This is a genomic window from Bradyrhizobium guangdongense (genome assembly GCF_006483445.1).
Classification (GTDB): Bacteria; Pseudomonadota; Alphaproteobacteria; order Rhizobiales; family Xanthobacteraceae; genus Bradyrhizobium; species Bradyrhizobium guangdongense_A.
The window spans coordinates 1-23,295 of the sequence record NZ_PPPT01000034.1; the positions used below are offsets into that span (position 1 = coordinate 1).

Sequence of the window (23,295 nt, forward strand, 5' to 3'; positions counted from 1 at the left end):
CGCATCCGCAAGCTGATCCCCTCAGGGAATGACGATCATTACGAGGAAATCGTCCGCGGCTTCGGCCTCGGCACGCTGCATCCGCCGCTGGGACCGATGAGCGACAAGGAACTCGCCCGCGCCATCGCGGATTTTCTCAAGGACGCCCCCTCGGCGGAGTCCATCGGCACTCTCGGCCGGCGGCTCGACCCCTCCTCCGGACTTTGAAAAAAATCCCGCAGGAGAAGGGAACAATCTTTACAACTTCTGGGTTAGTTCTCTTCTTCCCGGAAGTGGGGTGCGTGCCATGCCCGTCTGGCTGGAAATGTTGCTCAATGTCGGCGGCCTCGCCGGCTTCCTGGCGCTTGCCGCCCGCAGCAGCAGGCGCGGCCGCGCCAGCGACGATCGCGTCAGCGGCACCAAGCCGTGACGCGCATGCCGCGCTTCGCGGATCTGCGACGGGTTTAGCGCGCCAGTGGCGCCTGATGTGCGGTGCGGACCAGCCGGTCGGCCTTTACCAGAACGCGGGTTTCCTCGACCTGCGGCCGCAACGAAAAACTGATCACCACGAAGGCAAGGCAGAACAGCGTGCCGACGAGCGCAACGCGCCGGTAGGTCTGTCGATCGGCCTGATAAAATGACGGTGCTGAAATCGGTGTCATGGTTGTTCTTATTGTGTTGGCCTGTAAGCCACGCACACCTATCCCAACCCGCCGCGACTGCAACGCGATCCGGCTTTTAACCTAACCGAGTAGGATTACCTCCGTTCGCGCAAGCTTTGGTTAGGCTTTGCCGCCTGCGAAGGCGTGCAACGCCTCAGCATCGCGTCACATCGCACGAGATCATCGACGCCACCGTCGGCGTTGTCTGATGTTCTGCATCTGACTCCATTTCGTTCTCAAGGAACGAATCGGAATCCCGGAATCGGGCTCGGAGCGATTCTTAACAAATCACAAGTCGCCGCTGACGAACCGTATGCAATGTGAGACGTCGCGGCATCCGTCGCGTCACGCAGCCCGTTTCGCACCGCCCCGCGCGCCGAACATCTCGAGGATCTGAATGCGGATCTCTTCCGCGGCCGGTCCCTCGACTTTCCGCAGGCGATTCCAAAGCCGGATCAATTCGCGCTGTTTCTCGACGTCCATGAGCCATCCTCCATCGAATGTTTCGATTAGAACAAAAGAGGAACATGAATGCAAGTGTTGTGAGCGCGGAAAACGGTGGGTAAGCAGATGAGACAGGATTTTTGGAATGGCCTATTTCATTTATGCCCGCGACGGTGCGGGGCTGGTGGTGCTGCGGCGGGAGACCCGGGACGCGGCCGAGAAGAAGGCTGCCGAGCTGCGTGAGGCCGGCTGTTTCGACGTCTCGATCGTCGAGCAAAAACCAAAATAGCTCCCGTCCCGCGCGGAACGAAACCGGCAGACCCGCGTTGCAGAGACACGACGCGGCAAAAACATCTGATGGTGCCGACCATCCAGCCCCGGTCGGCTTGAGAGAACCCCGCGCACCCGCTGCAGCGGGGTTTTCCTTGTCGCGATATCTGCCATCCGGGAACGCTGACGTGCCCCGCACGTCCAGCCCCTGCCCCCCACCGCATTTTGCTGCTATCTCATGCCGCCCGAAAGACTGATCACGGCCCAAACAAGACCAAGCCCCATCAGGGAGAACAAGACATGCGTTACCTCCACACCATGCTGCGCGTGCGCAACCTCGATGTTGCGCTGAAGTTCTACCAGGATGCGATGGGTCTGAAGGAGGTACGGCGGATCGAGAACGACAAGGGCCGCTTCACGCTGGTGTTTCTCTGCTCCTCCGACGACCTCGACGCGCTGAAGAACCAGCCCAAGACGCGCGGCGCGCCATTGGTCGAGCTCACCTATAATTGGGACGAGGAGAAGTACGGCGAGGACCGCTTCTTCGGCCATCTCGCCTATGAGGTCGACGACATCTACGCGACCTGCGAGAAGCTGATGAAGGCCGGCGTCACCATCAACCGCCCGCCGCGCGACGGCAACATGGCCTTCGTCCGCTCGCCCGATCTGCACTCGATCGAGCTGCTGCAGAAGGGCGATCCCAAGCCGCCGCAGGAGCCCTGGCTCTCGATGCCCAACACCGGCCACTGGTAGGCCTTCGCCTTCTGGAACAAGCCCCGTCCTGCCGGGTTCACTCCTCACGAGACTATTGGAGGAGGAGACGATGGGACGCGGAATCTTGCTTTGGTTGCTGGGCGTGCCGATCCCGGTGATCCTGTTGCTGTGGCTGTTCTTCGGCCACTAACGGATCAAGGGACTCGCAGCCTTGCGTGAAAGCTCCGCCGATGGCGGAGCTTTTTGCATGAGGCCCATCGGCGCAATCGCGTCGCGCATCGCAGGAAATTCCGCTATCACCGCCCGAAACCAAGAGGCGGGAGGATCAACATGCCCAGCGACACGCAGCCGCAACGAACGATCTGGGGCCGCGCCAACTCGGTCAACGTGCAGAAAGTGCTGTGGTGCGCAACGGAGCTCGGCCTGCCCTTCACGCGCATCGATGCCGGCATGCAATATGGCCGCACGCGCGAGGCCGATTATCTCGCAATGAATCCGAACGCGGGGGTCCCGACGCTGGTCGAGGGCGACTTCGTGCTGTGGGAATCCAATTCCATCATGCGCTATCTCTGCCTCGCTCATGGCCAGGGCATGCCGATCTATCCGTCCGCGCCGAAACAGCGCGCCGGCGTCGACCGCTGGCTCGACTGGACGCTGGCGACGCTGCAGCCCGTCGATCGTCCCGTGTTCTGGGGCCTGGTGCGCACGCCGCCCGCCGATCGCGACATGGTGCAGCTTCAGAAGCACGCCGACGCGGCCGCCGCGGTCTGGCAGGTCCTTGATCGCCAGCTCGCCACCCGCCGCTTCGTCGAAGGCGATGACTTCACCATCGCCGATATCGCCCTCGGCGCCTATGCGCGCCGCTGGCTTGGCGTCGAAGGCATCGTCCGCCCCGCTCTGTCCAACCTCGATCGCTGGTTCGCGCAGTTCGCAAGCCGCGAGGGATTTGCGACCTATGTCGCGCCGCCGATGTCTTAATTCCAGCCGCGCTCGGCGATCACGATCCAGGCGATCAGCGCGAGCGTGACCGCGGCGGCGATCAGACGCCGCGTCCAGCTCATGCCGCGGCTGACCCACCACAGCAGCGCGCAATAGGTCAGCGCGGGAATGACGATGTCGGTCTGAAGCAGATGGCTCGGCATGCGGAGGTAGAGCGTTTTCCAGCGAAGTGGACACCGGTTCGCGTCAAGAAAACGCGTCAAAATAAGAATCTAGAGCTTTTTCCGTTCCGATTCCATCGGAACGGAAAAAGCTCTAGCGCCGCACCGACGTGCCGACATCCACGGAGCCGCCGACCTTCACGCAGGTGCCGGTGCTCTCGACCCTGATGAAGCCCGCACCATAGGCACTGCACGGATTGACGCCGCTGGTGCCCTTGAGGGGCAGTACCTTGGTCGTCGGTGACGAGGAGGCTGCGGGCGCCGTCCGCGACGGTGTCTCCGCCTGAGCCGGCATGGCGGCGAAAAATCCGATGAGGATGAGGGCTGCGCGCATCCGGCCTTGTAGCCTGCCGGCCTGCCCGTTTCCATCCGGCCGAGGCCGGCACGATGTCAGATGAATCTGATCCCGGCCGACTTGCCGCGACGCCACACCACCTGGCAGCTCTGGCCGGTGCGCGCGTCGCGCGAAAACGCCATCCTGACAACGCCGGGCAACTGGCTCGTGTCCTCGTCGAGCGTGATCTTCGCGCCCGACTTCGAGATGTCCTGCACCAGGCAGTGCCGCGCGGCAAAGCCGCCCTCGAGCGTAATCCAGGCGTGCTGGGACAGGAGCTTGCGCGCGTCCCGCTTCTTGGTCAGAGCCATCGGTTGAAAATCTCCAGCTCCAGCGCTACCGCAGGGAACGCTAACAAACCGTTGAATTCACCCCCGAAACTTCCCGGGGACGGGGGTTCCCACAGGCCCAAAACTCCGGTCCCGAACGGCTTGCCCGTCAGCCCAAAGGCCACTATACGTTCGGCCGCCGCGGACCCCTCGCACGACTCGATTGGGCCTGGCGGCACGGCGCAGTTTGCTCCCTTCGTCTATCGGTTAGGACGCCACCCTTTCACGGTGGAGAGAGCGGTTCGATTCCGCTAGGGAGCGCCATTAATATCAATCACTTATCAGTCGCGTTGCGCGTTCTGTCCAACGAATGTCCCGTGTGTGGGCGTGGACTCCACGAACGGACCAAGCCATCGAGGCCAAACTCGTCGCAGTGGAACGGATTTGCCTAGATCAAGCTGCACTCTGTGACCTTGACCTGGCTCGGAATGCACAGAGTCGGTCGCGCTGGACTTACCGCCAAGCGGCCGATGCAATCTTCGAGTCGAAGCTGGCCGGCGAGGCATCCGTGAACGATCATAGGCAAAAGCCAAGACGCCCCTTCTTGCCGATGCGTGACGGCGGCGGATCATTTCAGATTGAAAATCCCGACGACGCCACGCCGATTAAAGAAATGTTCTCTTTCAAGGACCGGCTTCTGCTGATCACCGAGAAATGCACGTACGAGGTTCAGGTCGCAGATCAAATCGACCCAGAGCGAAAGAATCCGGACCTTCCTCATAACTTTCAGCGCAAATTGTTCGACTATGGAATTCAATCGGAGGCGCTTCAAAGAATTCTGCTTCAAGCCCGGATGCTACTCAAGCAGGAACACCTAACGATCGACGTCAATTTAGCGCAGAGGCTTGCGCTGGACGCCCTCCAGGAATTCGCGGCTATGGATCAGGCGGCGAAGATCTTCAAGAACGCAGAGGCCAGAGAAATTGAAGCCTACAACCGGACACAACAGCAGCCCCGATCTCTAACTCTGCCATCGGTTGGAGGGGTAGATACGCACTGTAAGACGTTCTCGCAAAAAGCGCATTACTTCGGCAGGGCTATGCTCGCGATTGCAAAGCTCTTTATGCCGCGTGCGCCCAATTGGGACGAAATCAGTGATACGATTCATCAGCGGTTTGGGCCAAGTGACCCGTTTTCGACGCTGATTGAGGAAGTTGTGCCCAACTTGAAATTGGTCCTGAATCTGCGGGATGCACTCGAACATCAAAATAAGACCGTAACTGTCAGAGACTTCACCGTGGACACTGACGGAACCATCGCTCCTCCAACGCTAGAATTGAACTTCCGCAAGAGCGTGTTGCCTCGCACGTCGGTGTCATCCCTAATGGAAGAACTGCTCACCGCGTTGCCGATCTTCTTCGAAATGATGACCGTTCATTTGAGTTCGAAGTTTACGCAACCGGTAGCCGGGTTACCCATCTTTGTCGACCTGTTACCAGAGGAGTTGCAGCAGACACGACACGTTCGGTTTGGATACTGGGCGAAGATGCCGAATGGCCAGGTCATGCCATTCGGATGAGCCTACCGGGATGCATCGAGGTCGACGAGACTATCGTCGCCGAATTGCGGATTTGGGCCGCTCATCGGAATGCTATCGCGGCGCTAGAGGGTCAGACTGGGGATGCTTAAGACGATCACCGAAGCCATCCGTACGCGAAAGATTTGGTGAGGGCTTGCTACCTTCGCCAGGTGTCGTAGCAAAGGCACCAAAAGCACCCAGGGCCCTGGGTGCTTTTTATTTGTGCCTATCGGAAATGCTTGACCGATAGGGAACACCGCAATCCTCTCGACATTGCTGATCGGGCGAGCGGCGTTGCCGCCAGCCCGCCTTGAACCTGACATGCCCCTGGCCACGACCAATGATGGCGCGCGGCCGCATGGAGCGGCCTGGAGGGGCACATGGAGCAAGGCGGGTCGAACATGGACGGCAGGGCCGACACGCCCTCGCCTGCGCCGCTCCCGCCCGCCTGGTTGCGACCGGCCACTCAGCTCGTACCGGACCGGCGCCGCCGCATGCTGGAGCACATGGCGCGGTACAAATTCGTCGCCAAGCGACCGGCCCCCGGTTCATCCGAAGACCCTCCGCGGGCCCTCGCCTTCCTGGCGAAGTTCATCGCCACCATGGTGTTCTTCGGCTTCATCGGCGTGCTCGCCTCGTCGCTGTTTCCGGTTTGCCTTGGGCTGTTCCTGTTCTTCACGTCAGACGATTTCGTCGAATGGGTACTGGAGACGACGGGCATCCGCTTCGTTCCCCACGCCCCCGGGCCGGAGTTCATCAAGTTCTTCGTCTTCACTTTCGGCTGGGGCTTGCTGCTCGGATCCTGGCGCGACTCCGCGCCCTCCTGGCTCGAGCCGATGCTGCCGCCAAAGGCGCCCTGGCCATTCTTCGCGCGCGCGGCTGTCCTGATGGCCGCGACGGCGGCCATTGCCGCCGTGATCGCGGGGTTATTGGCCCCACGCGCAAAGGATGAGGCAACGGACGAAGGCCTTGGACGAAAGACGGCGAAGTTTTTGATCGCCCTCGGCGTGCTGGCATTGCTTGCCGGGCTCGACTATTCGACCTCGATCGTCTCGGTCTGGCTCGAAGGTCGCTAGAGCATGATCCGGAAAAAAGCGTGATGAGATGAGGTTGCGTTGGCGCCGCAGGCGATTCAGCCAAGCATCATGATGACCTGGAGAGCGTGCGTTGCCTGAAGCAACGGGTCGCCCCCACCTTTCTCATGATGGCAATATACACCTGATTTGCCCGACGGGTCAAGCACTATTTCGTAAAATCCGCAAACACCCGCCCGCCGCCGTTTTCTACTGTGCATGGGGTTGTTTTCAACCTTCCCGCCGACACTGCGTCCGTGGGAGCGGTGAACCGGGCCTGCGGGCGCGCGTCCCGCACGTTTAACGATATTCGCCGCTTTCAAGGGCGCCGGGCGGCGCGCTCGGCTATTGCTGGGGCATGAACCGAAAAGTCGCGCTCATGGCAGCCATCGCCTGTCTCGGCCTGATCGTCTACGCCACGCTGGTGCCGATGGCGGGGCGCCCCGTGTTCATCAGCCTTCGTGAACCGCTGCTGGTCGCGGCCGCCGAACGCCTCTGCGCCTACGGCCTGCTCGGCGGCCTTGTCGCGCTGGTGCTTCCCGATCGCCGTCTGACGGCCTGCCTCCTCGTGGTCGGCGCGGCGTTCCTGCTGGAGTTTCTGCAGACCCTGCAGCCCGACCGCGATCCCTATCTTCCGCACGCCCTGCAAAAGGCCATCGGCGGCCTCGCCGGCGTCCTGCTCACGCAAATCGTCATGCGTCGAAGGCGATCGCAGGCGGGATAGCTTTGGCAGCGCGCGCTGCTAATGCGGCGAATTCGTCTCGCCGGCGTCCACCGCACCATCGGCGAGAGCATTCAATCCGGCTTCGATGATCGCGATATCCTCGTCGACCTGCGCGATCGACGACCGGCAATCGAGGCCCTTCATCGCCTTGAGGTCCACGGCAAGACGACGGCGATGCATTCTGAGGTTCTCGAGCGACTGACGATCCTTCAGACGCGTGAAGCCTTCCACGATCAATTCCATTGCACTGGACACAACAGCCCCCTGAAAATAACTCGACCTGCAATGGCCCCAGCGTAGGACACTGACTGCGCCCGTCAACCGGCTCCGACCGCTTACGTTAACGCCACCAGCCGCATACCTCGCCAATTTGGATTATGCCGTGTGCACTTGTGGACATACGCTGCGGTGAAGAGTGATTAAGACACGGCCACCGGGACAGGGAGGCCGTTTCATCTTAGTCAATTTTGAACCCGGACGGCCGCTGGTCAAAACCAGCGGCCTTTTTCATGGAGGCCAGCGAGTCAAGGCTGGAACCAGCGCAAGCAGGATATGGCCGCAGTTGGATGACGGACAGCCGGCTAGCTGGGAGTCTTGTCCGCCTGGTACCCGCTGCGATAACGGCCGCGGACCGGACGCACGCGCCGCTGCAGCTTGGGCAGCCTCTCGATCTTCGCCAATTGACCTGATGCCGAGATGATCGCCACTTCCTGGAAGCCGCATCCGCTACAGACGAACGTCACCTCGTTTGGCGTCGCCCATGCCGATTTCCGGACCCTGGCCGCCATGGGCCAAGCGTCGCACTCCGGACAGGAAATCAGGAAACGACCAGGGTCGAGCATACCCATCGACATCTCTCCACGATCTCTGCCCAAATCGAAATGCGCTGGCCGTGCAGATAGTTCCGGGATCCGTTGGGCGCTCAGCCCGTCAGCAACATCCTCCGCGTTGAGTAGGCGCACGAAGTCGTGAGGGTTCCAATTTCCGATATCGTACGGCGCGCCGCGTTAACCTGAAATTCACACCTGATCAAACGCAGCGGTATCAATTGCTTTAGACATTCTCGGTTAGAGAAGGGCAACGGAAACGATCCGAACCGATTGGCCCTCATGTCCGTCAACGACTTCCTCAGGCAGCGTGCAGTGGACTTGAACGTTGGCGGCAGCTATTCGCTGCCTCGCTGGTACGACTGCGAGGGCAAGCTCCGCACCTTCGCCTGTCGGACCAAGCGCGTCTCGCCGTTCCGCATGATCGTGGACGTCCCCGTCGTCGGCAAGATCGGTGAGCGCCTGACGTCCTACTTCCAGGACTTTGGCGAGTTCGAAGGCACGATCAGCGAGACGATGAAGTCGGGCTTCCTGATGGAGCTCGAGATGACGCGCGCGCGGCGCGCCTGGATGTCGGAAAAGCTGACCTGGCTCGAGAAGAAGCAGAAGGACGACAGTGTCGCCGAATTGCGGCGCGACGCGCGTTTCGTGCCGAAGGTCTCGCACACGCTGCTGACGCTCGCCGACGGCAGCGTGCACACCTGTCTGATCATCGACATGTCGACCGCGGGCGTCGCCATCTCGGCCGAATACGACCCTGAGATCGGCACGCCGCTCGCCGTCGGCGCCTGCGTCGGCCGCGTCGTCCGGAAGTTCGCGCATGGCTTCGCGGTCAAGTTCGCCGAAAGGCAGAACCGCGATCATCTGGAGCGCCTGATCGTGCGTTCCGCGCAGTTGCAGCCGGCCTAGTCCAGCAACTCTCGTTCACCGCCCTCAGCGATCATGCGACTTCGCTGCCGTTGCACAAGCGGCGTCGCCAGTTCCGCCGCTCCCTTAATTTTCCGCAAATAGATCCCTTGGAAGGTCCGTGGCGCGCGTTGTAGGGTGTGTCGGAATGTGCCCGCAATCATTGCGGGATTGGAGTTTGGAATGTCCGTCGCAGACGCTGAGTTCGCCCCGGCCGGGACGCCACAGGTCCCGCCGCAACTTCCACCCGGGGTGATTGTCGGCGGACCGGCCGTAAGAGCAAAGCTCCGCGAGACCTATCTGCTGCTCGGCATCCTCTATGCGGGCACGATCGCGGCCATGGTCTGGGCGGTTGTGCAAGGCATCGGCTGGATCGAGCTCTCCGTATTCGCCGGCATGTTCGCGCTGACGACCTTCGGGATCGGCGCCGGCATGCATCGCCTGCTCGTGCACCGGAGCTTTCGCTGCGGGCCCGCGATGCGCGTGGTCTTCTGCGCGATTGCGCAGATGGCCGTGCAGGGCTCGATCCTGAAATGGGTCGGCAACCACCGCCGCCATCATCTCTATGCCGATGACGCCGGCGATCCCCACAGCCCGCATTACGACGGCTTCGGTGCGCCCTATGTCAGCGTGCTGAAGGGCATGATGCATGCGCACGGCGGCTGGGCCTTCGACCAGGCGACGACCGACAACGAGTACTATGCCAAGGACATCCTCGCCGATCCCATCGCGATGTTTTTCGTGCGCACGCGCTGGTTCTGGTACGGCATGTCCGGCGTCTTCATTCCCGGCGCGCTCGGCTATGCGCTGGGCGGCGTGCAAGCGATGATCGGCTGCGTGCTGTTTTCGGGCCTGTTCCGCTGCTACGTGCTGATCCTCGTGTCCTCGCTCACAGGATCGGTCTGCCACAACTACGGCTACCGCCGCTATGAGGTCGACGATGCCTCGACCAACGAGTTCATCACCACGATCATCACCTTCGGCGAGGGGCTTCACAACAACCACCACCGCTTCCCCCGCGACGCCTACATCTCGCATGCCTGGTACGAGTTCGACCTCAACGGCCTGGTCATCCTCGGCCTGGAAAAGCTCGGACTCGTGCACGACGTCTTCCACGCCTCCAGCCGCCATCTGGCCGAAGCCGCGCCGGACGCAGACGTCAGGCCGACGGCCGGCTAGGGCCGCCAGGGCTCCTGTCTGTGCCGCCATCTCTTGGCCCAAATTGCGGAGCCAAATTTGCTCAACCGCGCCCTGAGCACGGGCCTCGCTGTCATGGTTCGCGTGCGATCGGAGACTGGGGATGGCTGTCAACAAGATCACCTGGGACAGGGTTGGCCGGGTCACCGAGCCCGGGCGCTACATGTACACGTTCGGCTGGCTGACGATCACCGACGGTGACCTCGAGATATGGAAGCAGTATCCGGGTGCCGCCTTCACGCTGCTCGAACACGCCGCAGCGGGCGAGGTGATCGGCGACGAATTCCACCTCGGCGCCTTCGATATTTCGCCCGACGCACAATCGCATTCCTTCAACGCATACAGCGATGCGGATGCGATCGGGCTGCATTAACCCGCAATAAACAAGCCTCCTCCTAGCGTCACCCCGGCTGATGGAATCGACTGGGATTCGGCGAAGGGGCGAGCATGATCAAGATTTTTCAGAACTTGCGGATCGGGGCCAAGCTGGGCCTGGCATCGGGATTGGGCGTGGTCTTCGTCGCGCTGATGATCGCCAACCAGCTGATGGGCACCAGCACGGTCAACCGCACCCATCGCAGCACGCTCGATGAGGCCGGCACCGCGCGCGCGGCGATCGAGGCCAAGGCGGCCGCCCGCGGCCTGCAGATCGGCTCACTCAACATCCGGCTCGCAAACGGCGACGAAGAACTCGCGAAGGCCAAGGAGTATCTGTCAGAGCGCGCCAAGGCGTTCGGCGGCTTTGCCGATGAGATCGCCAAGCTGACGTCCTCCGCCGAGACCCGCACCCAGGTCGAGAAGGGCAAGGCCGTCGCTGCGAGCTACGTGGCGGCCACCGAGAAGCTCGCGGCCATCAAGACCGAGCTGCTCGAGATCGCGGCCGTCGAATCCTCCGGGTTGACCCTGACCGCGGAAGCCCAGGCCAATGCGGCGAAGCTCAATGGTGAAGCCCGCAAGATCTCGGTCGATGTGCTGCTGCCGCTGGCTGGCCAGTTGGAGGCCGGCGCCAACGCCATCGTCGAGCGCGCCAAGAAGGCCATGGCCGAGCAAGTCGCCCTCGCCGACCAGCAGTCGGCCTCATCCGAGCGAACTTCGCTCGGCATCGGCGTACTCGCCGCCCTGCTCCTGATCGCCACCAGCGTGGTCTCGATCATCACCATCGCAAAACCGATGCAGCGTCTGAGCGGCGCCATGGCCGAGCTTGCCAACGGCAATTTCGAGGTGCTGCTGCCCGGCGTCGGCCGCAAGGACGAGATCGGCGCGGTCGCGCAAGCGGTAGAGAACTTCAAGATCAAGGCCGAGGAGAAGGCGCAGGCGGAAGCCGAGACCAAGCACCGCCAGGACCAGATCGCAGCCCAGCAGCGCCGCGGCGAGATGATCAAGCTCGCCGACGCGTTCGAAAGCGCGGTCGGCGAGATCGTCACCGCAGTATCGTCGGCCTCCAACCAGCTCGAGGGCTCGGCGAGCGCCCTCGCCACCACCGCGCAAAGCGCAAAGCAGACCACGACCGTCGTCGCGTCCGCCTCCGAGGAAGCCTCGACCAACGTCCAGTCGGTCGCAACGGCGACGGAAGAGCTGTCGTCCTCCGTCAACGAGATCAGCCGCCAGGTGCAAGAATCCGCTCGCATGGCCGCCGACGCGGTCGGCCAGGCCCGCACCACCACCGAGCAGGTCAGCGAGCTCTCGAAGGCGGCAGGCCGCATCGGCGACGTCGTCGAGCTCATCAACACCATTGCGGGCCAGACCAATTTGCTCGCACTCAACGCGACCATCGAGGCCGCGCGTGCCGGCGAAGCCGGCCGCGGCTTTGCCGTCGTTGCGTCAGAGGTGAAGGCGCTCGCCGAGCAGACCGCAAAGGCCACCGGCGAGATCGGTCAGCAGATCACCGCGATCCAGTCCGCAACCCAGCAATCCGTCGGCGCGATCACCCACATCAGCGATACCATCCAGTCGCTGTCGGAGATCGCTTCGACCATTGCAGCCGCGGTGGAGGAACAGGGTGCCGCAACCCAGGAGATCGCGCGTAACGTGCAACAGGCCGCGCACGGCACGCAGGAGGTCTCCTCGCGGATCGCCGAGGTGCAGCGCGGCGCCACTGCGACCGGCTCGGCCTCGTCGCAACTGCTCGCCTCCGCTCAGTCGCTGTCCAACGATTCGAGCCGGCTTCAGCAGGAAGTCGGACGCTTCCTCGACAGCGTGCGCGCGGCGTAAGGAGCGGTTGCGTCGAACGCAGGTCGGCGCGGGAACAGATGGCATAGCCGTTGCTTTATTAGCGGCATGACCGTTCTTTCCGCCGCCGACCAGGCCTTCCTGCTGCTGCTTATCGCCTGCCTTCTGGGCTCGTGCTTCGTGCGAGTCTTCTGGCAGCTTGAGCAGGTCCGCTCACGCCGCGTTGCCCGGAGGTCGCGCTCGGACCGCATGTGAGATGGCGCCCCCGCAGTGGGGCCGCCGGTTAGATCAATCCCAGCGGCCCCCGCCAGCCCACTTCCAATTGCCCTGCCCCGAAAAGCAGCAGCAATGGTCCGGCACCAGGAAAAACGCTGCGTGAGAGCGAATATTCCCGACAACACCCCTCTGCGGCTCACCCGAGCTTGCGATATCGCTTATGGACTCGGGCCGGGAATACGTGCATCGTGAATCGAAGAACCCTTCATACTCCCTTGATTTAGCTCGTTAATCGCACCCTTCTCGCAAGGGCTGCGATTGTTGCGATGATCTTCCAACAGGATCGCTCATGCGATTGATTGCGCTCATGCTTTTTGCTGCCGCATCGAGCGGCGCATCTGCCCAGACCCGGGATTGCCGCGCGATCGCCGATCCCACCGCCCAGCTTGCCTGCTACAACAATGACGCGGCGCCGGCACCGGCCCAGAAGCGTCAGAGGCCCGCATCTGCGCCAACCCAGAAGGCGAAGGTCGAGCCCGAGAAGTCCGCCGAGTCGCTCGATGCCGAGGACGCCGCGATGCGCGCAAAGATCAACGGCATCTGCCGCGGTTGCTGAAACGACAGATCGTCGCATCGGTGCGAGTGGATAAGCCGATCAAGGGAACCTATTCTCTGCCGTGATGCACCTTCTCGAAGCGCTCCCCACCGTCATCGGAACCGCCGCCATCGCGCCGGCGCTGCTGCTGCTTTGGCTCGTGATCGCGGCCGAGGAGCGACCGGGGCCCCCGGCCCAGGTCTGGACCGCCTTTCTGCTCGGCGCCGCCAGCATCTCCGTGCTGGGATTGGCGCGTGCGCCCTTCGCCAAGATGGTTGCTGCGCCCGACAATCCCTGGACCGCGCTCGCCATGCACTCGATCTTCGGCGTGTCGCTGCCGGAGGAAGCGGTCAAGGTGCTCGCTATCGTGCTGGTCTCCTCGACCAAGCGGCGGACCTTTGCCAATCCCATGGACACGGTGGTCTATGGCGCCGCCGTCGGCCTTGGCTTCGCCGCCTACGAGAACCTCGCCTATCTCGTGCAGCACGCCGACATGTGGCGCTCGCTCGCCGCGCTTCGCAGCGTACTCACCGTTCCCTTCCATGGCGCGCTCGGCATCATCGCCGGCGCATATTTGACGATCGCGCGCGCCGGTACGGCGCTCGGCGCCAACCGCCATCATCGCGACTGGGCGCGCCTCTCCAGCAGGCTCCTGATCCTGGCAGGCCCGGTCGCGCTGCATTCGGCCTTCGACTTCCCGCTGCTGACGCTGCAGCGGATGCCGGATCTCGACCCGACGATACGGATGTGGCTCGGTGCGATAAGCCTGCTGATCGGCTTCAGCTCGATCGGTTTTGCCATTCGCCTGGTGCGGCGGGTTGCGCGCCATCATGCGCCGCGCACCGACGTTGCGCGGGAGCGGCTGAGCCAGCTCCGCCGCATGTGGGCGCTGCTGCTCGCCGGTGGCGGTGTCGGCTTCGTCGGTCTCGCCTTCGTGCTGACCTCGATCCATCACTGGCTCACCAATCCCGATCGCAACGTAACGCTGGTGCTGATCCCGATCGGTCTCACCTCGATCCTGCTCGGCATCGCCCTACTGGTTGTCACAACGGCGATCTATGTTCTCGGCCGCAACCGTATCCGCACTACGGCGGACGGCTTTTCGTCCGCGCCGGGCGGCTAGCGATCGCGGCGCGTGATCGCTAGATTGGCGGTACGCTGGCGCCAAGGAGACTTGCATGACCTCTCCGGGGGATTTCTCGAAGCTGCAATCCGCCATGAACCGCGCGGTGAAGCAGAACTGGAAGGCCTTTCTCCTCGAAGGCATTTTGCTCGCCATTCTCGGCGTCGCGGCGCTGATCCTGCCGCCGCTCGCGAGCCTCGCAATCACCATCTTCCTCGGCTGGATGTTCTTGATCAGCGGCATCGGCGGCCTCATCGTGACCTTCTGGGCACGCAACATGCCGGGCTTCTGGTGGTCGCTAATCTCTGCGGCACTCGCCGTCCTCGCCGGCATGATCCTGTTGGCGCGTCCCGCGCAAGCCGTGCTGACGCTGACGATCATCCTCGGCGCCTATTTCCTCGCCGAAGGCGTCGCCACCATCATGTATGCGCTGGAGCATCGCCGCGAATTGACCAACCGCGCGTCCTGGCTCGTGATCTCGGGCCTCGTCGACATCGTGATCTCGTTCCTGGTCATCACGGGACTGCCGAGCTCGGCCGACTGGGCGATCGGAATTCTCGTCGGTATCAACCTGCTGTTCGGCGGCGCCACGCTGATCGGGATCGCGATGGCGGCGCGAAATAGCAACACCTGACCGCCTTCGTCGCCGCCCGCCTTGTTTTGGGGGTGACAAAGCAGAGGCGCTGCGCTATAGACCCCGCCCATGATCACCCTCGTCACCAGCTATTTTTGGTACTTTAGCTACGACAGCTCGCTGGCGGCAGGAGGATCGCGCTCAATCTGAAACATTGAAGCAAACAGTCCGAAACAGCCGCCAGACCTGGCGGCTTTTTTATTGGCCGGCAGGTTCTCAAACGACAGGAGCCCGCCGTGCTGAGCACGACCGACGATCTTCGTATCCGCGAACTGAAAGAGCTGAGTACGCCTGAAGAGGTGATGCGGGAGATCCCGCGCACCCTCACCGCCACGCGCGTGGTGATGGCGGCTCGCAACGCCATCCACGCCATTCTCAACGGCCATGACGACCGTCTCCTGGTCGTGGTCGGCCCCTGCTCGGTCCACGATCCCAAGGCCGCGATCGACTACGCCGAACGGCTGGTCTCGATCCGCGAGGATCTCGCCGACGAGCTCGAGATCGTGATGCGGGTCTATTTCGAGAAGCCGCGCACGACCGTCGGCTGGAAGGGCCTCATCAACGATCCCGATCTCGACGGCAGCTTCGATATCAACAAGGGCCTGCGGCTTGCGCGCAACGTGCTCTCGGCCGTGAACAATCTCGGCCTGCCGGCGGGCACCGAATTCCTCGACATGACCACGCCGCAATACATCGCCGATCTCGTCTCATGGGCCGCGATCGGCGCGCGCACGACCGAGAGCCAGATTCACCGCGAGCTGGCTTCGGGTCTGTCCTGCCCGGTCGGCTTCAAGAACGGCACCGACGGCAATGTGCGCATCGCCGCTGATGCCGTGAAGTCGGCGTCGCACCCGCATCACTTCATGGTGGTGACCAAACGCGGACGCTCGGCCATCGCTTCGACTGCGGGCAATGAGGACTGCCACATCATCCTGCGCGGCGGCAGCAAGCCGAACTACGACGCCGCGAGCGTCGCTGCGGCCTGTGCCGATCTCGCCAAGGCTGGCGTCGGACAGCGCCTGATGGTCGATGCGAGCCACGCCAATTCGAGCAAGAAGCCGGAGAACCAGCCCAAGGTCACCGCTGATATCGCCGGCCAGATCGCTCGCGGTGAGCAGCACATCATGGGCGTGATGATCGAGAGCAATCTCGTGGCGGGCCGTCAGGATGTGGTGCCGGGAACGGCGCTGACCTACGGTCAGAGCATCACCGATGGGTGCATCGATTGGGACACCACGGCGACGGTGCTGAAGGAACTCGCGGACGCCGTGCAAGCAAGGCGACAGGCGCAACGCGCGGGCCTGCAGGAACGTTCGGCTTAAGCGGACTGATCGCGGGCGGGGCGAGCTGTCGCGCCCCGCCCGCTACATCTTCGGTTCTAGCAACCGCGGCAGATGCTCTTGATCTTCTTATCGAGCGCCATGTTCTCCTTGCTCAGGGGATCATTGGGGTCGCTCAGATTCTTCTCGCTTGGCACGTCGGAGGCGCGCGGCTGGCGATGGCCGACCGGCGCTGACGGGACCGACCCCGCCGATTGCCCCGATGTCGTCGATCCCTTGGTCCCGGTCTGGGCGACGGCGACGCCGCCGAACATCACCAGGAGCGATAGTGCCACGACGATGCTTTTCATTCTGCTCCTCCATTCCCTGAGCTGACGATCCGCTCTCATCTCGCCATCAAGCCTCCGGCGGATAGAGATGAACGTCGCCGCAATAATCGACGATACGATAGCGCGTTTCCATATCCCGATCACCGTCGCCGGCTGCGGTATTTTGCACCGCCGTGACGTAGTTCGGACCGACCGGCGACTTTCCCGCGCCGCCGGGAATGTCGATGACATAGTCAGGCTGGCACAGTCCCGAGACCCGTCCGCGCAACTGGCGCATCAAGTCCTGTCCGGCAGCAAGCGTCGTGCGCAAATGCGCGGTGCCCGGCGCGAGATCGCCGTGGTGCAGATAATACGGCTTGATCCGGCACTCGACGAAAGCGCGCATCAAATCCGACAGTGCCGCGATGTCGTCATTGACGCCGCGCAGCAGCACGGACTGGCTGACCATGGGAATGCCCGCATCGACCAGCCGCGCGCAGGCGGCCCGCGCGCCGTCCGTCAGTTCGCGCGCGTGGTTGGCATGCAGCGCGACCCAGGTCGTTGCACCCGTCACTTTCAGCGCCGCAACCATCTCATCGCTGACCCGTGTGGGATCGGCGACGGGCACGCGGGTGTGAAGACGGATGATCTTGACGTGATCTATGTCAGCGAGATCGGCCATGATCTCGCTCAGCCGTCGCGGCGACAGCATCAAGGGATCGCCGCCGGTCAGGATGACCTCCCAGATCTCGTTATGCGTCCGGATGTACTCGACTGCAGCACGATATGCGTCGTCCGAGAGCGCGTTCTCCTTGCCGGGGCCCACCATCTCGCGGCGGAAGCAGAACCGGCAATAGACGGCGCAGACATGGACGAGCTTGAACAGCACGCGGTCGGGATAGCGATGTACGATGCCGGATACCGGCGAATGCGGGTGATCGCCGATCGGATCGGCGTTTTCACCAGGCTGGACCTCCAGCTCCGCTGCGGTCGGAACGAACTGGCGTGCGATCGGATCATCTGCATCCGACGTATCGATGAGCTCGACCAGCGCAGGGGTGATCGCGACCGCGTAGCGCGATGCGACGCGCTCAAGCGCGGCCAGTTCCGATGCCGGTGCAAGGCCCGCGCCCACCAGCTCGGCCGGATCGCGCAAGGTGCGTGCGAGATTGGTCTTCGTCATGTCTCACTAAACGTTTCATCTGCAGGCGGTGTCCACACCACCTGATCGATCCTGGATGCGCCGCTCGCCAGCATCACCAGCCGGTCGAAGCCGAGCGCGACGCCGCTCGCCTCCGGCATTTCGCCGACCGCGGCCAAAAAATCCTCGTCCAGCGGATAGGCCTCACCATAACGGCGCTGCTTCTCCGTCATCGCCGCGGCGAAGCGGCGGCGTTGCTCCGGTGCATCCGTCAGCTCGCCAAATCCGTTCGCAAGTTCGACGCCGCAGGCATAGACCTCGAACCGTTCAGCGACGCGCGGATCGTCCGCCTTGACCCGTGCCAGTGCTGCCTCTGGAGATGGGTATTCGAACAGGATGGTCAAACGCCCCTGCCCGAGCCTCGGTTCGACATGCTCGACCAGCACCTTGCTGAAGATGTCGGACCAAGTGTCGTCATCGGCCACCCGTACTTTTCCGGTAGCGGCAGCGGCAAGCGCCGCGCGATCGCCCTCGCCGCCGTGAATCGTCGCAAGCAGGTCGATGCCGGCAAACTGCTCGAAGGCATAACCGACCGTCAGCAGTTCCGGCTCGGCAAAGGGGTCGGCGGTGCGGCCCCGGAACGAGAACGTGCCGATCCCGGTCGCCTGCGCGGCATGGGCGATCACCACGATGCAGTCGGCCATGATGGCGTCGTAGGGGGCGCCCGCCCGGTACCATTCCAGCATGGTGAATTCGGGCAGATGCAGGTCGCCCCGCTCCCGGTCGCGAAACACCCGCGCCAGCTCGAAGATTTTTGGCTCGCCCGCGGCCAGCAGCTTCTTGCAGGCGAATTCCGGGGATGTCCGCAAATACCGTGTCGCGCGGCTGCCATCGGGCCGCAAAACCTCGGTCCGCGGGGCGTGCAGATGGGTCTCATTACCGGGGGAGACCTGCAGGACGGAGGTTTCGACCTCCACGAACCCCTGTTCGGCGAAAAAGGCCCTGACCGCGGCCGTAATGGCCCCCCTGGCCTGCAGGAAGGGCCGGCGGTCGACATGGCGATCGGGCGACCAGAACGGTGAAACCGGCTTGTCCCCAGCCATTAACCGACCACCCCGGCTCTGTGCAAAACGCTGGCATCCACCGGCAAAATCAGTATGTTGCGGCCCGAAGCGGCCGCCAGGGCCCCGATCGGGGCCGGAGACCGGTCCAAAAGTCCCCCATCAACACGACCGTGTCCTGGCCGGAGCCGGGTCGGGCAAGCAGGAATTATAGCTTTGAGAGTCATCGCCAGTTCTATTCGCAAAGGCAACGTGATCGAGCAAGACGGCAAGCTGTACGTCGTCGTGAGCGCCGAGAACATCCATCCCGGCAAGGGCACCCCGGTCAGCCAGATCGAAATGCGCCGAATCAGCGACGGCGTAAAGATCTCCGAGCGGTACAAGACCACCGACCAGGTCGAGAAGGCCACGATCGAAGAGCGCAACTACACCTTCCTGTATGAAGACGGCGACGGCTTCCACTTCATGAACCCCGAGACCTACGACCAGGTCCAGGTCTCCAAGGACGTGGTCGGCGACGCCGCCGCGTATCTTCAACCGGACATGACCGTCAAGCTGTCGACGCACGACGTCAACGTGGTGTCGCTCGCGCTGCCGCAGCGCGTGACGCTGGAAGTGGTCGAGACCGAGCCGGTGACCAAAGGCCAGACCGCCTCCTCCTCCTACAAGCCCGCCGTGCTCTCCAACGGCGTGCGCACCACCGTGCCGCCGCACATCTCGGTCGGCACCCGCATCGTGGTCATGACCGAAGACGGCTCTTACTCCGAGCGCGCCAAGGACTAAGATGGGCTGACGATCGGGGCAGACGGGAACGCCGGGGGGCGAGACAGTGAGCAGGAAGGCCAAACGCTTCGTCTGGCGGACTCTGGCCTCGCTGTTGCCTCTCGCAGTCTATCCCGTCGCCGCCGACGAGTTCCGCTCACCCTCGCTGTCTGCGCCGCGCATCGAGTGGCGCGCGGCCATCGACCAGTTGCGCACGGAGATCACTGCGCGCCCGTCAATTGCGGGCGATTTCGTCTTCGTGCCGCGTCGCACGGTCTCCCGCTTCGATTCTCGCGCGATGCCGGCGCTGCTCCAGCTCAATGGCGTCACCTCGCAATTCTTCCGGGGTATTTCGCGCAGCTCCGTGCCGGTGCTGCTGCCGTTCGACGCGGGCGCCTATCTGGATGCGCAGCACATTGGCGCGCCGTCGAGCCTGTCGATTGCCCGCTACCAGGCCGATTTCAATCCGGTCGACATGTTCGACGCTGGCCCCGCAGGTTACAGCGCGACCTTCTCGCTCGAACCCGGTGCCGGCGACGGTATGCCGACGCGCGTCTTCGCAAGACCGGTCGAAGTGCAGATCACGGGTTCGGCGTTGCTTTACGACATCGCCGATCCCACCGGGGGCAAGGGCGAGCCGGTCAAGGCGTTCAGCGCCCAATACCCTGATCTGCGCAAATTCATCCGCGAAGGCTATGTGCGCTACGCCTTCACGCGGTTCGGCGTCGCCTATGTCGTGTCGATCCAGTGCCTGGACAGCGTCGCGAAACCCCGGCGGCTCGCCTGCAAGGAGGCCTATCCGGTCGCCGAGCGTTTTCTGAAGGCCCTGCGCGTCGCAGGCGGATCGCGGACACGACCGCTGATGGATGTTGCCTCCGATGCGTTGGAACGGCCGGCGGAGCGATCCGCCGAATTCACCTACCGTCCCAGCGGCGACATCATTCCGAATTCCGGCTATCGCAAGCAGACCGGACACGCCGACGGCATCGCCTATTCGCAGATGCGTTTTCCGCTGGAGAAGTTTCCGGCGATCGTCCGCTCGCAGTCCTATGCCAAGCGCGATAAGTCGGAGGCGCCGACGCGCGGCTACGTCTGGCGGGATAATTTCTGCGAGTCCCGCAGTTTTGAAGTCTGGCAATGCGGCGGCGGCTACGGCCACCAGGGCGAGGACATCGTTGCCGGCGACTGCCCGCCCGGCAGCGAGGGCAGCGAACGCTGCGATCCCAAGCAGCAGGGCGTCGTCGCCGTGCGCGATGCGACCGTGATCCGCGGAGTGAAAGACCAGGCTGCCACGCTGCAGATCAACAGCCGCACCGAGCATATCCGGTTCCGCTACATGCACATGAACCCGTCGGCGATGAATGCCGACGGCCTCGTCAACGGCCGCCTCGTCACTGAAGGCGAGCGCATTGGCCTCGTCTCCAACTATCTCGATCATCCCGCCGGCACGTCGCGCCATCTGCATTTTGACGTGCAGGTGTTCACCCGCGACGGCTGGATCTGGGTCAGCCCCTACGCCACGCTCATCTCGGCCTATGAGCGCCTGATCCGCGCCCGCGGCCGCGAGATCGGCCCGGAGATCGCCGGCACGACAACGCACCAGCCGGTCGCCCACGCGCTGCCTGAGGATGTCGTCAAGCCGGACCAGCGCGAAGGCAGCAGCGAGGACAACTGAGGGCCGCTCAGGGCGATTTTGTCCGCGCTTACGCGTGAAGATTCGCAAACTCGCGACCCCTTTTGCCTCAATCTCCAACCATCTCGGATGCAGGCGCCCGGGACTGTCTCTTCTGGCCCCAGAATTGCTTGATTGCGAGCAGGCAAGGTCACCCCAGGCCCGGCCTTAGTGAACGTTGCATCGAGATCAAACGAAGGGAAGCATATGCGTTTTTTCGCTTCGACGGCCGTGCTGGCCGTCGCGTTCGTCGTGCCGGTTCATGCGCAGGAATTGACCGGCACGTTGAAGAAGATCAAGGACACCGGCGCGATCACACTCGGGGTGCGCGACGCTGCACCGCCCTTCAGCTATATCGATGACAAGCAGAAGACCGTTGGCTACGCCATCGACATCTGCATGAAGATCGTCGACGAGATCAAGGCCGAGCTCAAGCTGGCCAAGATCGAGGTCAATGAAAACGTCGTCACCTCGTCCAACCGCATTCCGCTGATGGCCAACGGCACCGTCGATCTCGAATGCGGCTCGACGACCAACAATGCTGAACGCCAGAAACAGGTGTGGTTCACCAACACGCATTTCCTCACCGCGAGCCGCTTCGTGTCCAAGAAGGCGGAGAAGCTCGATCAGATCGATGATCTCAAGGGCAAGGCCGTCGTGTCCGTCTCGGGCTCGACCAATCTGGTCCAGCTCAACAAGGTCAACGCCGCCCGCTCGCTCGGCATCACCGTGATGAATGCCAAGGACACCCCCGAGGCGTTCCTGATGGTTGAGACCGACCGCGCCCAGGCCTTCGTCATGGACGACATTCAGCTCGCGGCCATGATCGCTTCCGCCAAGGATCCGTCGCTCTACGCAATCAGCTCTGGCGCCTTCTCCGATCCCGAACCTTACGGCATCATGTTGCGCAAGGACGATGCACCGTTCAAGGCAGTGGTCGACCGCGCAACTGCAAAGCTCTACAAGAGCCCCGACATCGATAAGATCTACGACAAATGGTTCATGGAGCCGGTGCCGCCGCGCGGCCTGAACTTCCACGTGCCGATGCCGGCTTCGATGAAGAAGTCCTTCCAGAGCCCGTCCGACAACCCGGACCCAGCCTCCTACGGCGGCTGACCGAGCTTGATCAATATGGGAGCGGCCGCGTTCCCCGAACACGGCCGCTCTCGCGTTAATCGATGAATGTCGTGAGCTGGGCGCCTTCATCCGCCACGAACACCGCGATCAATTCTGCGGGCTCCGTCGCGCTCGCATTGGCCGACACCAGATGCGTCGAGCCCGGCGGCTCGAAGAAGGACTGGCCGACCTTGAAGGTCTCGACCGGCCCGCCGCCGAGCTGGGAGCGGATCTCGCCCTTGGTGATGTAGGCGGTCACCGATCCCGCGTGCTTGTGCGGGCGTGTAAAGCCACCCGGACCATAAAACACCCGTACGATGGTGACGCGCTTGCCCGGCACGTTGGGCAGCGCGTAGGAGCCGATCGGCTCGACCTTGTCGAGCGGTGATCCCTCGGCCGCCGACGCGCAGACCGGCGCCATTGCAGCAGAGATCGCGTCCATCGTCGGCGGCAACGCCTTGCCGATGGCGAGCGCACAAACCAGCCCGCCCACCACGGCGAGCGCAAATGTCTGCGAACGGGATTGTGGAAATGCAGCAACCGAAATCATCGTAAAATTCTCCCGGAGTAACGTTGTCTTACGACGCCGCTGCGTTGGCGGCCGCGGGGCGCTTGGTCGGCGTCCAGCGGAAGGCAGCGCCAAAGCGGTTCCAGACGTTGATCGAGGCGATGGCCGACGTCAGATAGGTTAGCTCCTTCTCGGAGAATTCGCGGGACACCTCCGCATAGACCTCGTCGCTGACGCCATCTGGCAGATGCGTGAGCGCCTCGGTCCAGGCTAGGGCCGCCCGTTCGCGCGCAGAGAAGATCGGCGCCTCCCGCCACACCGCGACCAGATTGAGCTTGTCCACGGGCACGCCGATGCGCTCGGACAGCAGGATATGGTGCTGCACGCAGAAGGCGCAACCGTTGATCTGCGACGCCCGCAGCTTGATCAGCTCGACAAGCTGCTTGTCGAGGCCGGCCTTGGCGGCAAGCTGGCCGAGCGTGAGCACCGTATCGAAGACATCGGGGGCCAATGCCTTGAAGTCTTCATATTCGCTGCGGGCATGTGACATGCCTTCACCTCGTGTTATTATA

General features: G+C 63.1%; 31 protein-coding genes and 1 tRNA gene. 20 read left to right on the forward strand and 12 right to left on the reverse strand.

Annotated elements, in window-relative coordinates:
* Together C2U70_RS05255 and C2U70_RS33645 are read left to right on the forward strand one after the other, a co-directional pair.
* Positions 1 to 207, forward strand: a 207-nt coding sequence (locus C2U70_RS05255) for a hypothetical protein (RefSeq protein WP_140976841.1), incomplete at its 5' end; no start/stop codon positions are given.
* Positions 208 to 286: 79 nt separating this feature from the next.
* Positions 287 to 409 carry a hypothetical protein gene (locus C2U70_RS33645; RefSeq protein WP_283810348.1) on the forward strand — a complete coding sequence of 41 codons (123 nt, stop codon included), beginning with the start codon at positions 287 to 289 and terminating at the stop codon, positions 407 to 409.
* Between the two features lie 34 nt (positions 410 to 443).
* Here C2U70_RS33645 and C2U70_RS05260 read toward each other — a convergent pair whose 3' ends face one another.
* Entirely contained in the window at positions 444 to 641 is a 198-nt protein-coding gene (locus C2U70_RS05260; RefSeq protein ID WP_140976843.1) for a hypothetical protein, read from the reverse strand.
* A 345-nt stretch (positions 642 to 986) separates the two neighbouring features.
* Positions 987 to 1,124 carry a hypothetical protein gene (locus C2U70_RS32825; RefSeq protein ID WP_186294075.1) on the reverse strand — a complete coding sequence of 46 codons (138 nt, stop codon included), beginning with the start codon at positions 1,122 to 1,124 and terminating at the stop codon, positions 987 to 989.
* Positions 1,125 to 1,230: 106 nt separating this feature from the next.
* On the opposite strand from C2U70_RS32825, the gene C2U70_RS32830 reads away from it, so the two are divergent.
* The 3 genes from C2U70_RS32830 (at position 1,231) to C2U70_RS05270 (ending at position 3,047) form a co-directional block, all read left to right on the forward strand.
* Positions 1,231 to 1,374, forward strand: coding sequence for a hypothetical protein (locus C2U70_RS32830; RefSeq protein ID WP_186294076.1), 144 nt, complete (start codon positions 1,231 to 1,233; stop codon positions 1,372 to 1,374).
* Positions 1,375 to 1,655: 281 nt separating this feature from the next.
* Positions 1,656 to 2,108 carry a VOC family protein gene (locus C2U70_RS05265; RefSeq protein ID WP_140976845.1) on the forward strand — a complete coding sequence of 151 codons (453 nt, stop codon included), beginning with the start codon at positions 1,656 to 1,658 and terminating at the stop codon, positions 2,106 to 2,108.
* A gap of 291 nt (positions 2,109 to 2,399) precedes the next feature.
* Entirely contained in the window at positions 2,400 to 3,047 is a 648-nt protein-coding gene (locus C2U70_RS05270; RefSeq protein WP_140976847.1) for a glutathione S-transferase family protein, read from the forward strand.
* On the opposite strand, the gene C2U70_RS32835 is transcribed toward C2U70_RS05270, so the two are convergent.
* From C2U70_RS32835 to C2U70_RS05280, 3 genes are all read right to left on the reverse strand, one after another.
* A complete protein-coding gene (locus C2U70_RS32835) occupies positions 3,044 to 3,211 on the reverse strand; it encodes a hypothetical protein (protein WP_186294077.1) in 168 nt (55 codons plus the stop codon). The genes C2U70_RS05270 and C2U70_RS32835 overlap by 4 nt on opposite strands.
* Before the next feature lie 112 nt (positions 3,212 to 3,323).
* Positions 3,324 to 3,563 (reverse strand): hypothetical protein, encoded by a 240-nt coding sequence (locus C2U70_RS05275; protein WP_140976849.1) that lies wholly within the window; start codon positions 3,561 to 3,563, stop codon positions 3,324 to 3,326.
* Positions 3,564 to 3,619: 56 nt separating this feature from the next.
* The gene (locus C2U70_RS05280) at positions 3,620 to 3,874 is read right to left on the reverse strand and encodes a PilZ domain-containing protein (RefSeq protein WP_140976851.1); all 255 of its coding nucleotides are present in this window, start codon (positions 3,872 to 3,874) and stop codon (positions 3,620 to 3,622) included.
* A 207-nt stretch (positions 3,875 to 4,081) separates the two neighbouring features.
* On the opposite strand from C2U70_RS05280, the gene C2U70_RS05285 reads away from it, so the two are divergent.
* The 4 genes from C2U70_RS05285 to C2U70_RS05300 all read left to right on the forward strand — a co-directional run bounded on the left by C2U70_RS05285 (position 4,082) and on the right by C2U70_RS05300 (position 7,208).
* Positions 4,082 to 4,156: transfer RNA gene (locus C2U70_RS05285), tRNA-Glu, on the forward strand.
* 244 nt (positions 4,157 to 4,400) lie between these two features.
* On the forward strand, positions 4,401 to 5,411 hold the full coding sequence (locus C2U70_RS05290; protein ID WP_140976853.1) for a hypothetical protein: 1,011 nt from the start codon (positions 4,401 to 4,403) through the stop codon (positions 5,409 to 5,411).
* 380 nt (positions 5,412 to 5,791) lie between these two features.
* Positions 5,792 to 6,487 (forward strand): hypothetical protein, encoded by a 696-nt coding sequence (locus tag C2U70_RS05295; RefSeq protein WP_140976856.1) that lies wholly within the window; start codon positions 5,792 to 5,794, stop codon positions 6,485 to 6,487.
* Between the two features lie 376 nt (positions 6,488 to 6,863).
* Positions 6,864 to 7,208, forward strand: a complete 345-nt coding sequence (locus C2U70_RS05300; protein WP_140976858.1) for a VanZ family protein — start codon at positions 6,864 to 6,866, stop codon at positions 7,206 to 7,208.
* Between the two features lie 18 nt (positions 7,209 to 7,226).
* Here the strand turns inward: C2U70_RS05300 and C2U70_RS05305 are convergent, their stop codons facing one another.
* On the reverse strand, positions 7,227 to 7,463 hold the full coding sequence (locus C2U70_RS05305; protein ID WP_140976860.1) for a hypothetical protein: 237 nt from the start codon (positions 7,461 to 7,463) through the stop codon (positions 7,227 to 7,229).
* A 326-nt stretch (positions 7,464 to 7,789) separates the two neighbouring features.
* Entirely contained in the window at positions 7,790 to 8,056 is a 267-nt protein-coding gene (locus C2U70_RS05310; RefSeq protein ID WP_140976863.1) for a hypothetical protein, read from the reverse strand.
* A gap of 261 nt (positions 8,057 to 8,317) precedes the next feature.
* Here C2U70_RS05310 and C2U70_RS05315 point away from each other — a divergent pair, with 261 nt between their 5' ends.
* From C2U70_RS05315 to C2U70_RS05350, 8 genes are all read left to right on the forward strand, one after another.
* On the forward strand, positions 8,318 to 8,944 hold the full coding sequence (locus tag C2U70_RS05315; protein ID WP_140976864.1) for a PilZ domain-containing protein: 627 nt from the start codon (positions 8,318 to 8,320) through the stop codon (positions 8,942 to 8,944).
* Positions 8,945 to 9,124: 180 nt separating this feature from the next.
* On the forward strand, positions 9,125 to 10,120 hold the full coding sequence (locus C2U70_RS05320) for an acyl-CoA desaturase (RefSeq protein ID WP_140976865.1): 996 nt from the start codon (positions 9,125 to 9,127) through the stop codon (positions 10,118 to 10,120).
* Between the two features lie 121 nt (positions 10,121 to 10,241).
* Complete coding sequence (locus C2U70_RS05325; RefSeq protein WP_140976866.1) at positions 10,242 to 10,511, forward strand: hypothetical protein; 270 nt, start codon at positions 10,242 to 10,244, stop codon at positions 10,509 to 10,511.
* A 74-nt stretch (positions 10,512 to 10,585) separates the two neighbouring features.
* Positions 10,586 to 12,349 (forward strand): methyl-accepting chemotaxis protein, encoded by a 1,764-nt coding sequence (locus C2U70_RS05330; protein WP_140976867.1) that lies wholly within the window; start codon positions 10,586 to 10,588, stop codon positions 12,347 to 12,349.
* A 541-nt stretch (positions 12,350 to 12,890) separates the two neighbouring features.
* On the forward strand, positions 12,891 to 13,139 hold the full coding sequence (locus C2U70_RS05335; RefSeq protein WP_140976868.1) for a hypothetical protein: 249 nt from the start codon (positions 12,891 to 12,893) through the stop codon (positions 13,137 to 13,139).
* A 64-nt stretch (positions 13,140 to 13,203) separates the two neighbouring features.
* Positions 13,204 to 14,241, forward strand: a complete 1,038-nt coding sequence (locus C2U70_RS05340; RefSeq protein WP_140976915.1) for a PrsW family intramembrane metalloprotease — start codon at positions 13,204 to 13,206, stop codon at positions 14,239 to 14,241.
* Between the two features lie 55 nt (positions 14,242 to 14,296).
* A complete protein-coding gene (locus C2U70_RS05345) occupies positions 14,297 to 14,875 on the forward strand; it encodes an HdeD family acid-resistance protein (protein ID WP_140976869.1) in 579 nt (192 codons plus the stop codon).
* Positions 14,876 to 15,111: 236 nt separating this feature from the next.
* Positions 15,112 to 16,197, forward strand: a complete 1,086-nt coding sequence (locus C2U70_RS05350) for a 3-deoxy-7-phosphoheptulonate synthase (protein ID WP_140976870.1) — start codon at positions 15,112 to 15,114, stop codon at positions 16,195 to 16,197.
* 56 nt (positions 16,198 to 16,253) lie between these two features.
* Here the strand turns inward: C2U70_RS05350 and C2U70_RS05355 are convergent, their stop codons facing one another.
* From C2U70_RS05355 to epmA, 3 genes are read right to left on the reverse strand one after another with little or no spacing between them, the layout of a single operon-like run.
* Positions 16,254 to 16,505: a hypothetical protein gene (locus C2U70_RS05355; RefSeq protein ID WP_140976871.1), complete on the reverse strand. Its 252-nt coding sequence runs from the start codon at positions 16,503 to 16,505 to the stop codon at positions 16,254 to 16,256.
* Positions 16,506 to 16,551: 46 nt separating this feature from the next.
* Positions 16,552 to 17,646: a lysine-2,3-aminomutase-like protein gene (locus C2U70_RS05360; RefSeq protein ID WP_140976872.1), complete on the reverse strand. Its 1,095-nt coding sequence runs from the start codon at positions 17,644 to 17,646 to the stop codon at positions 16,552 to 16,554.
* Complete coding sequence (gene epmA, locus C2U70_RS05365; RefSeq protein WP_140976873.1) at positions 17,643 to 18,707, reverse strand: EF-P lysine aminoacylase EpmA; 1,065 nt, start codon at positions 18,705 to 18,707, stop codon at positions 17,643 to 17,645. Before epmA ends, C2U70_RS05360 begins: the two co-directional genes overlap by 4 nt.
* A 174-nt stretch (positions 18,708 to 18,881) precedes the next feature.
* Between epmA and efp the strand changes: the two genes are divergently transcribed.
* From efp to C2U70_RS05380, 3 genes are all read left to right on the forward strand, one after another.
* On the forward strand, positions 18,882 to 19,448 hold the full coding sequence (efp, locus tag C2U70_RS05370) for an elongation factor P (protein WP_027557928.1): 567 nt from the start codon (positions 18,882 to 18,884) through the stop codon (positions 19,446 to 19,448).
* Between the two features lie 46 nt (positions 19,449 to 19,494).
* Positions 19,495 to 21,102, forward strand: a complete 1,608-nt coding sequence (locus C2U70_RS05375; RefSeq protein WP_140976874.1) for a DUF4397 domain-containing protein — start codon at positions 19,495 to 19,497, stop codon at positions 21,100 to 21,102.
* 204 nt (positions 21,103 to 21,306) lie between these two features.
* Positions 21,307 to 22,215, forward strand: a complete 909-nt coding sequence (locus C2U70_RS05380; protein ID WP_140976875.1) for an amino acid ABC transporter substrate-binding protein — start codon at positions 21,307 to 21,309, stop codon at positions 22,213 to 22,215.
* A 55-nt stretch (positions 22,216 to 22,270) separates the two neighbouring features.
* On the opposite strand, the gene C2U70_RS05385 is transcribed toward C2U70_RS05380, so the two are convergent.
* Positions 22,271 to 22,765, reverse strand: a complete 495-nt coding sequence (locus C2U70_RS05385; protein WP_140976876.1) for a cupin domain-containing protein — start codon at positions 22,763 to 22,765, stop codon at positions 22,271 to 22,273.
* 28 nt (positions 22,766 to 22,793) lie between these two features.
* Complete coding sequence (locus C2U70_RS05390; protein ID WP_140976877.1) at positions 22,794 to 23,273, reverse strand: carboxymuconolactone decarboxylase family protein; 480 nt, start codon at positions 23,271 to 23,273, stop codon at positions 22,794 to 22,796.
* Between the last annotated feature and the right edge of the window lie 22 nt (positions 23,274 to 23,295).

Coding starts and splice junctions, on each gene's coding strand:
- C2U70_RS05360 (WP_140976872.1), bottom strand. CDS start 17,646: ATGACGAAGACCAATCTCGCACGCACCTTGCGCGATCCGGCCGAGCTG.
- C2U70_RS05345 (WP_140976869.1), top strand. CDS start 14,297: ATGACCTCTCCGGGGGATTTCTCGAAGCTGCAATCCGCCATGAACCGC.
- C2U70_RS05295 (WP_140976856.1), top strand. CDS start 5,792: ATGGAGCAAGGCGGGTCGAACATGGACGGCAGGGCCGACACGCCCTCG.
- C2U70_RS05270 (WP_140976847.1), top strand. CDS start 2,400: ATGCCCAGCGACACGCAGCCGCAACGAACGATCTGGGGCCGCGCCAAC.
- C2U70_RS05355 (WP_140976871.1), bottom strand. CDS start 16,505: ATGAAAAGCATCGTCGTGGCACTATCGCTCCTGGTGATGTTCGGCGGC.
- C2U70_RS05380 (WP_140976875.1), top strand. CDS start 21,307: ATGCGTTTTTTCGCTTCGACGGCCGTGCTGGCCGTCGCGTTCGTCGTG.
- C2U70_RS05330 (WP_140976867.1), top strand. CDS start 10,586: ATGATCAAGATTTTTCAGAACTTGCGGATCGGGGCCAAGCTGGGCCTG.
- C2U70_RS32830 (WP_186294076.1), top strand. CDS start 1,231: ATGGCCTATTTCATTTATGCCCGCGACGGTGCGGGGCTGGTGGTGCTG.
- C2U70_RS32825 (WP_186294075.1), bottom strand. CDS start 1,124: ATGGACGTCGAGAAACAGCGCGAATTGATCCGGCTTTGGAATCGCCTG.
- epmA (WP_140976873.1), bottom strand. CDS start 18,707: ATGGCTGGGGACAAGCCGGTTTCACCGTTCTGGTCGCCCGATCGCCAT.
- C2U70_RS05275 (WP_140976849.1), bottom strand. CDS start 3,563: ATGCGCGCAGCCCTCATCCTCATCGGATTTTTCGCCGCCATGCCGGCT.
- C2U70_RS05315 (WP_140976864.1), top strand. CDS start 8,318: ATGTCCGTCAACGACTTCCTCAGGCAGCGTGCAGTGGACTTGAACGTT.
- C2U70_RS33645 (WP_283810348.1), top strand. CDS start 287: ATGCCCGTCTGGCTGGAAATGTTGCTCAATGTCGGCGGCCTCGCCGGC.
- C2U70_RS05310 (WP_140976863.1), bottom strand. CDS start 8,056: ATGGGTATGCTCGACCCTGGTCGTTTCCTGATTTCCTGTCCGGAGTGC.
- C2U70_RS05390 (WP_140976877.1), bottom strand. CDS start 23,273: ATGTCACATGCCCGCAGCGAATATGAAGACTTCAAGGCATTGGCCCCC.
- C2U70_RS05320 (WP_140976865.1), top strand. CDS start 9,125: ATGTCCGTCGCAGACGCTGAGTTCGCCCCGGCCGGGACGCCACAGGTC.
- C2U70_RS05340 (WP_140976915.1), top strand. CDS start 13,204: ATGCACCTTCTCGAAGCGCTCCCCACCGTCATCGGAACCGCCGCCATC.
- C2U70_RS05335 (WP_140976868.1), top strand. CDS start 12,891: ATGCTTTTTGCTGCCGCATCGAGCGGCGCATCTGCCCAGACCCGGGAT.
- C2U70_RS05280 (WP_140976851.1), bottom strand. CDS start 3,874: ATGGCTCTGACCAAGAAGCGGGACGCGCGCAAGCTCCTGTCCCAGCAC.
- C2U70_RS32835 (WP_186294077.1), bottom strand. CDS start 3,211: ATGCCGAGCCATCTGCTTCAGACCGACATCGTCATTCCCGCGCTGACC.
- C2U70_RS05260 (WP_140976843.1), bottom strand. CDS start 641: ATGACACCGATTTCAGCACCGTCATTTTATCAGGCCGATCGACAGACC.
- C2U70_RS05265 (WP_140976845.1), top strand. CDS start 1,656: ATGCGTTACCTCCACACCATGCTGCGCGTGCGCAACCTCGATGTTGCG.
- C2U70_RS05300 (WP_140976858.1), top strand. CDS start 6,864: ATGGCAGCCATCGCCTGTCTCGGCCTGATCGTCTACGCCACGCTGGTG.
- C2U70_RS05385 (WP_140976876.1), bottom strand. CDS start 22,765: ATGATTTCGGTTGCTGCATTTCCACAATCCCGTTCGCAGACATTTGCG.
- C2U70_RS05325 (WP_140976866.1), top strand. CDS start 10,242: ATGGCTGTCAACAAGATCACCTGGGACAGGGTTGGCCGGGTCACCGAG.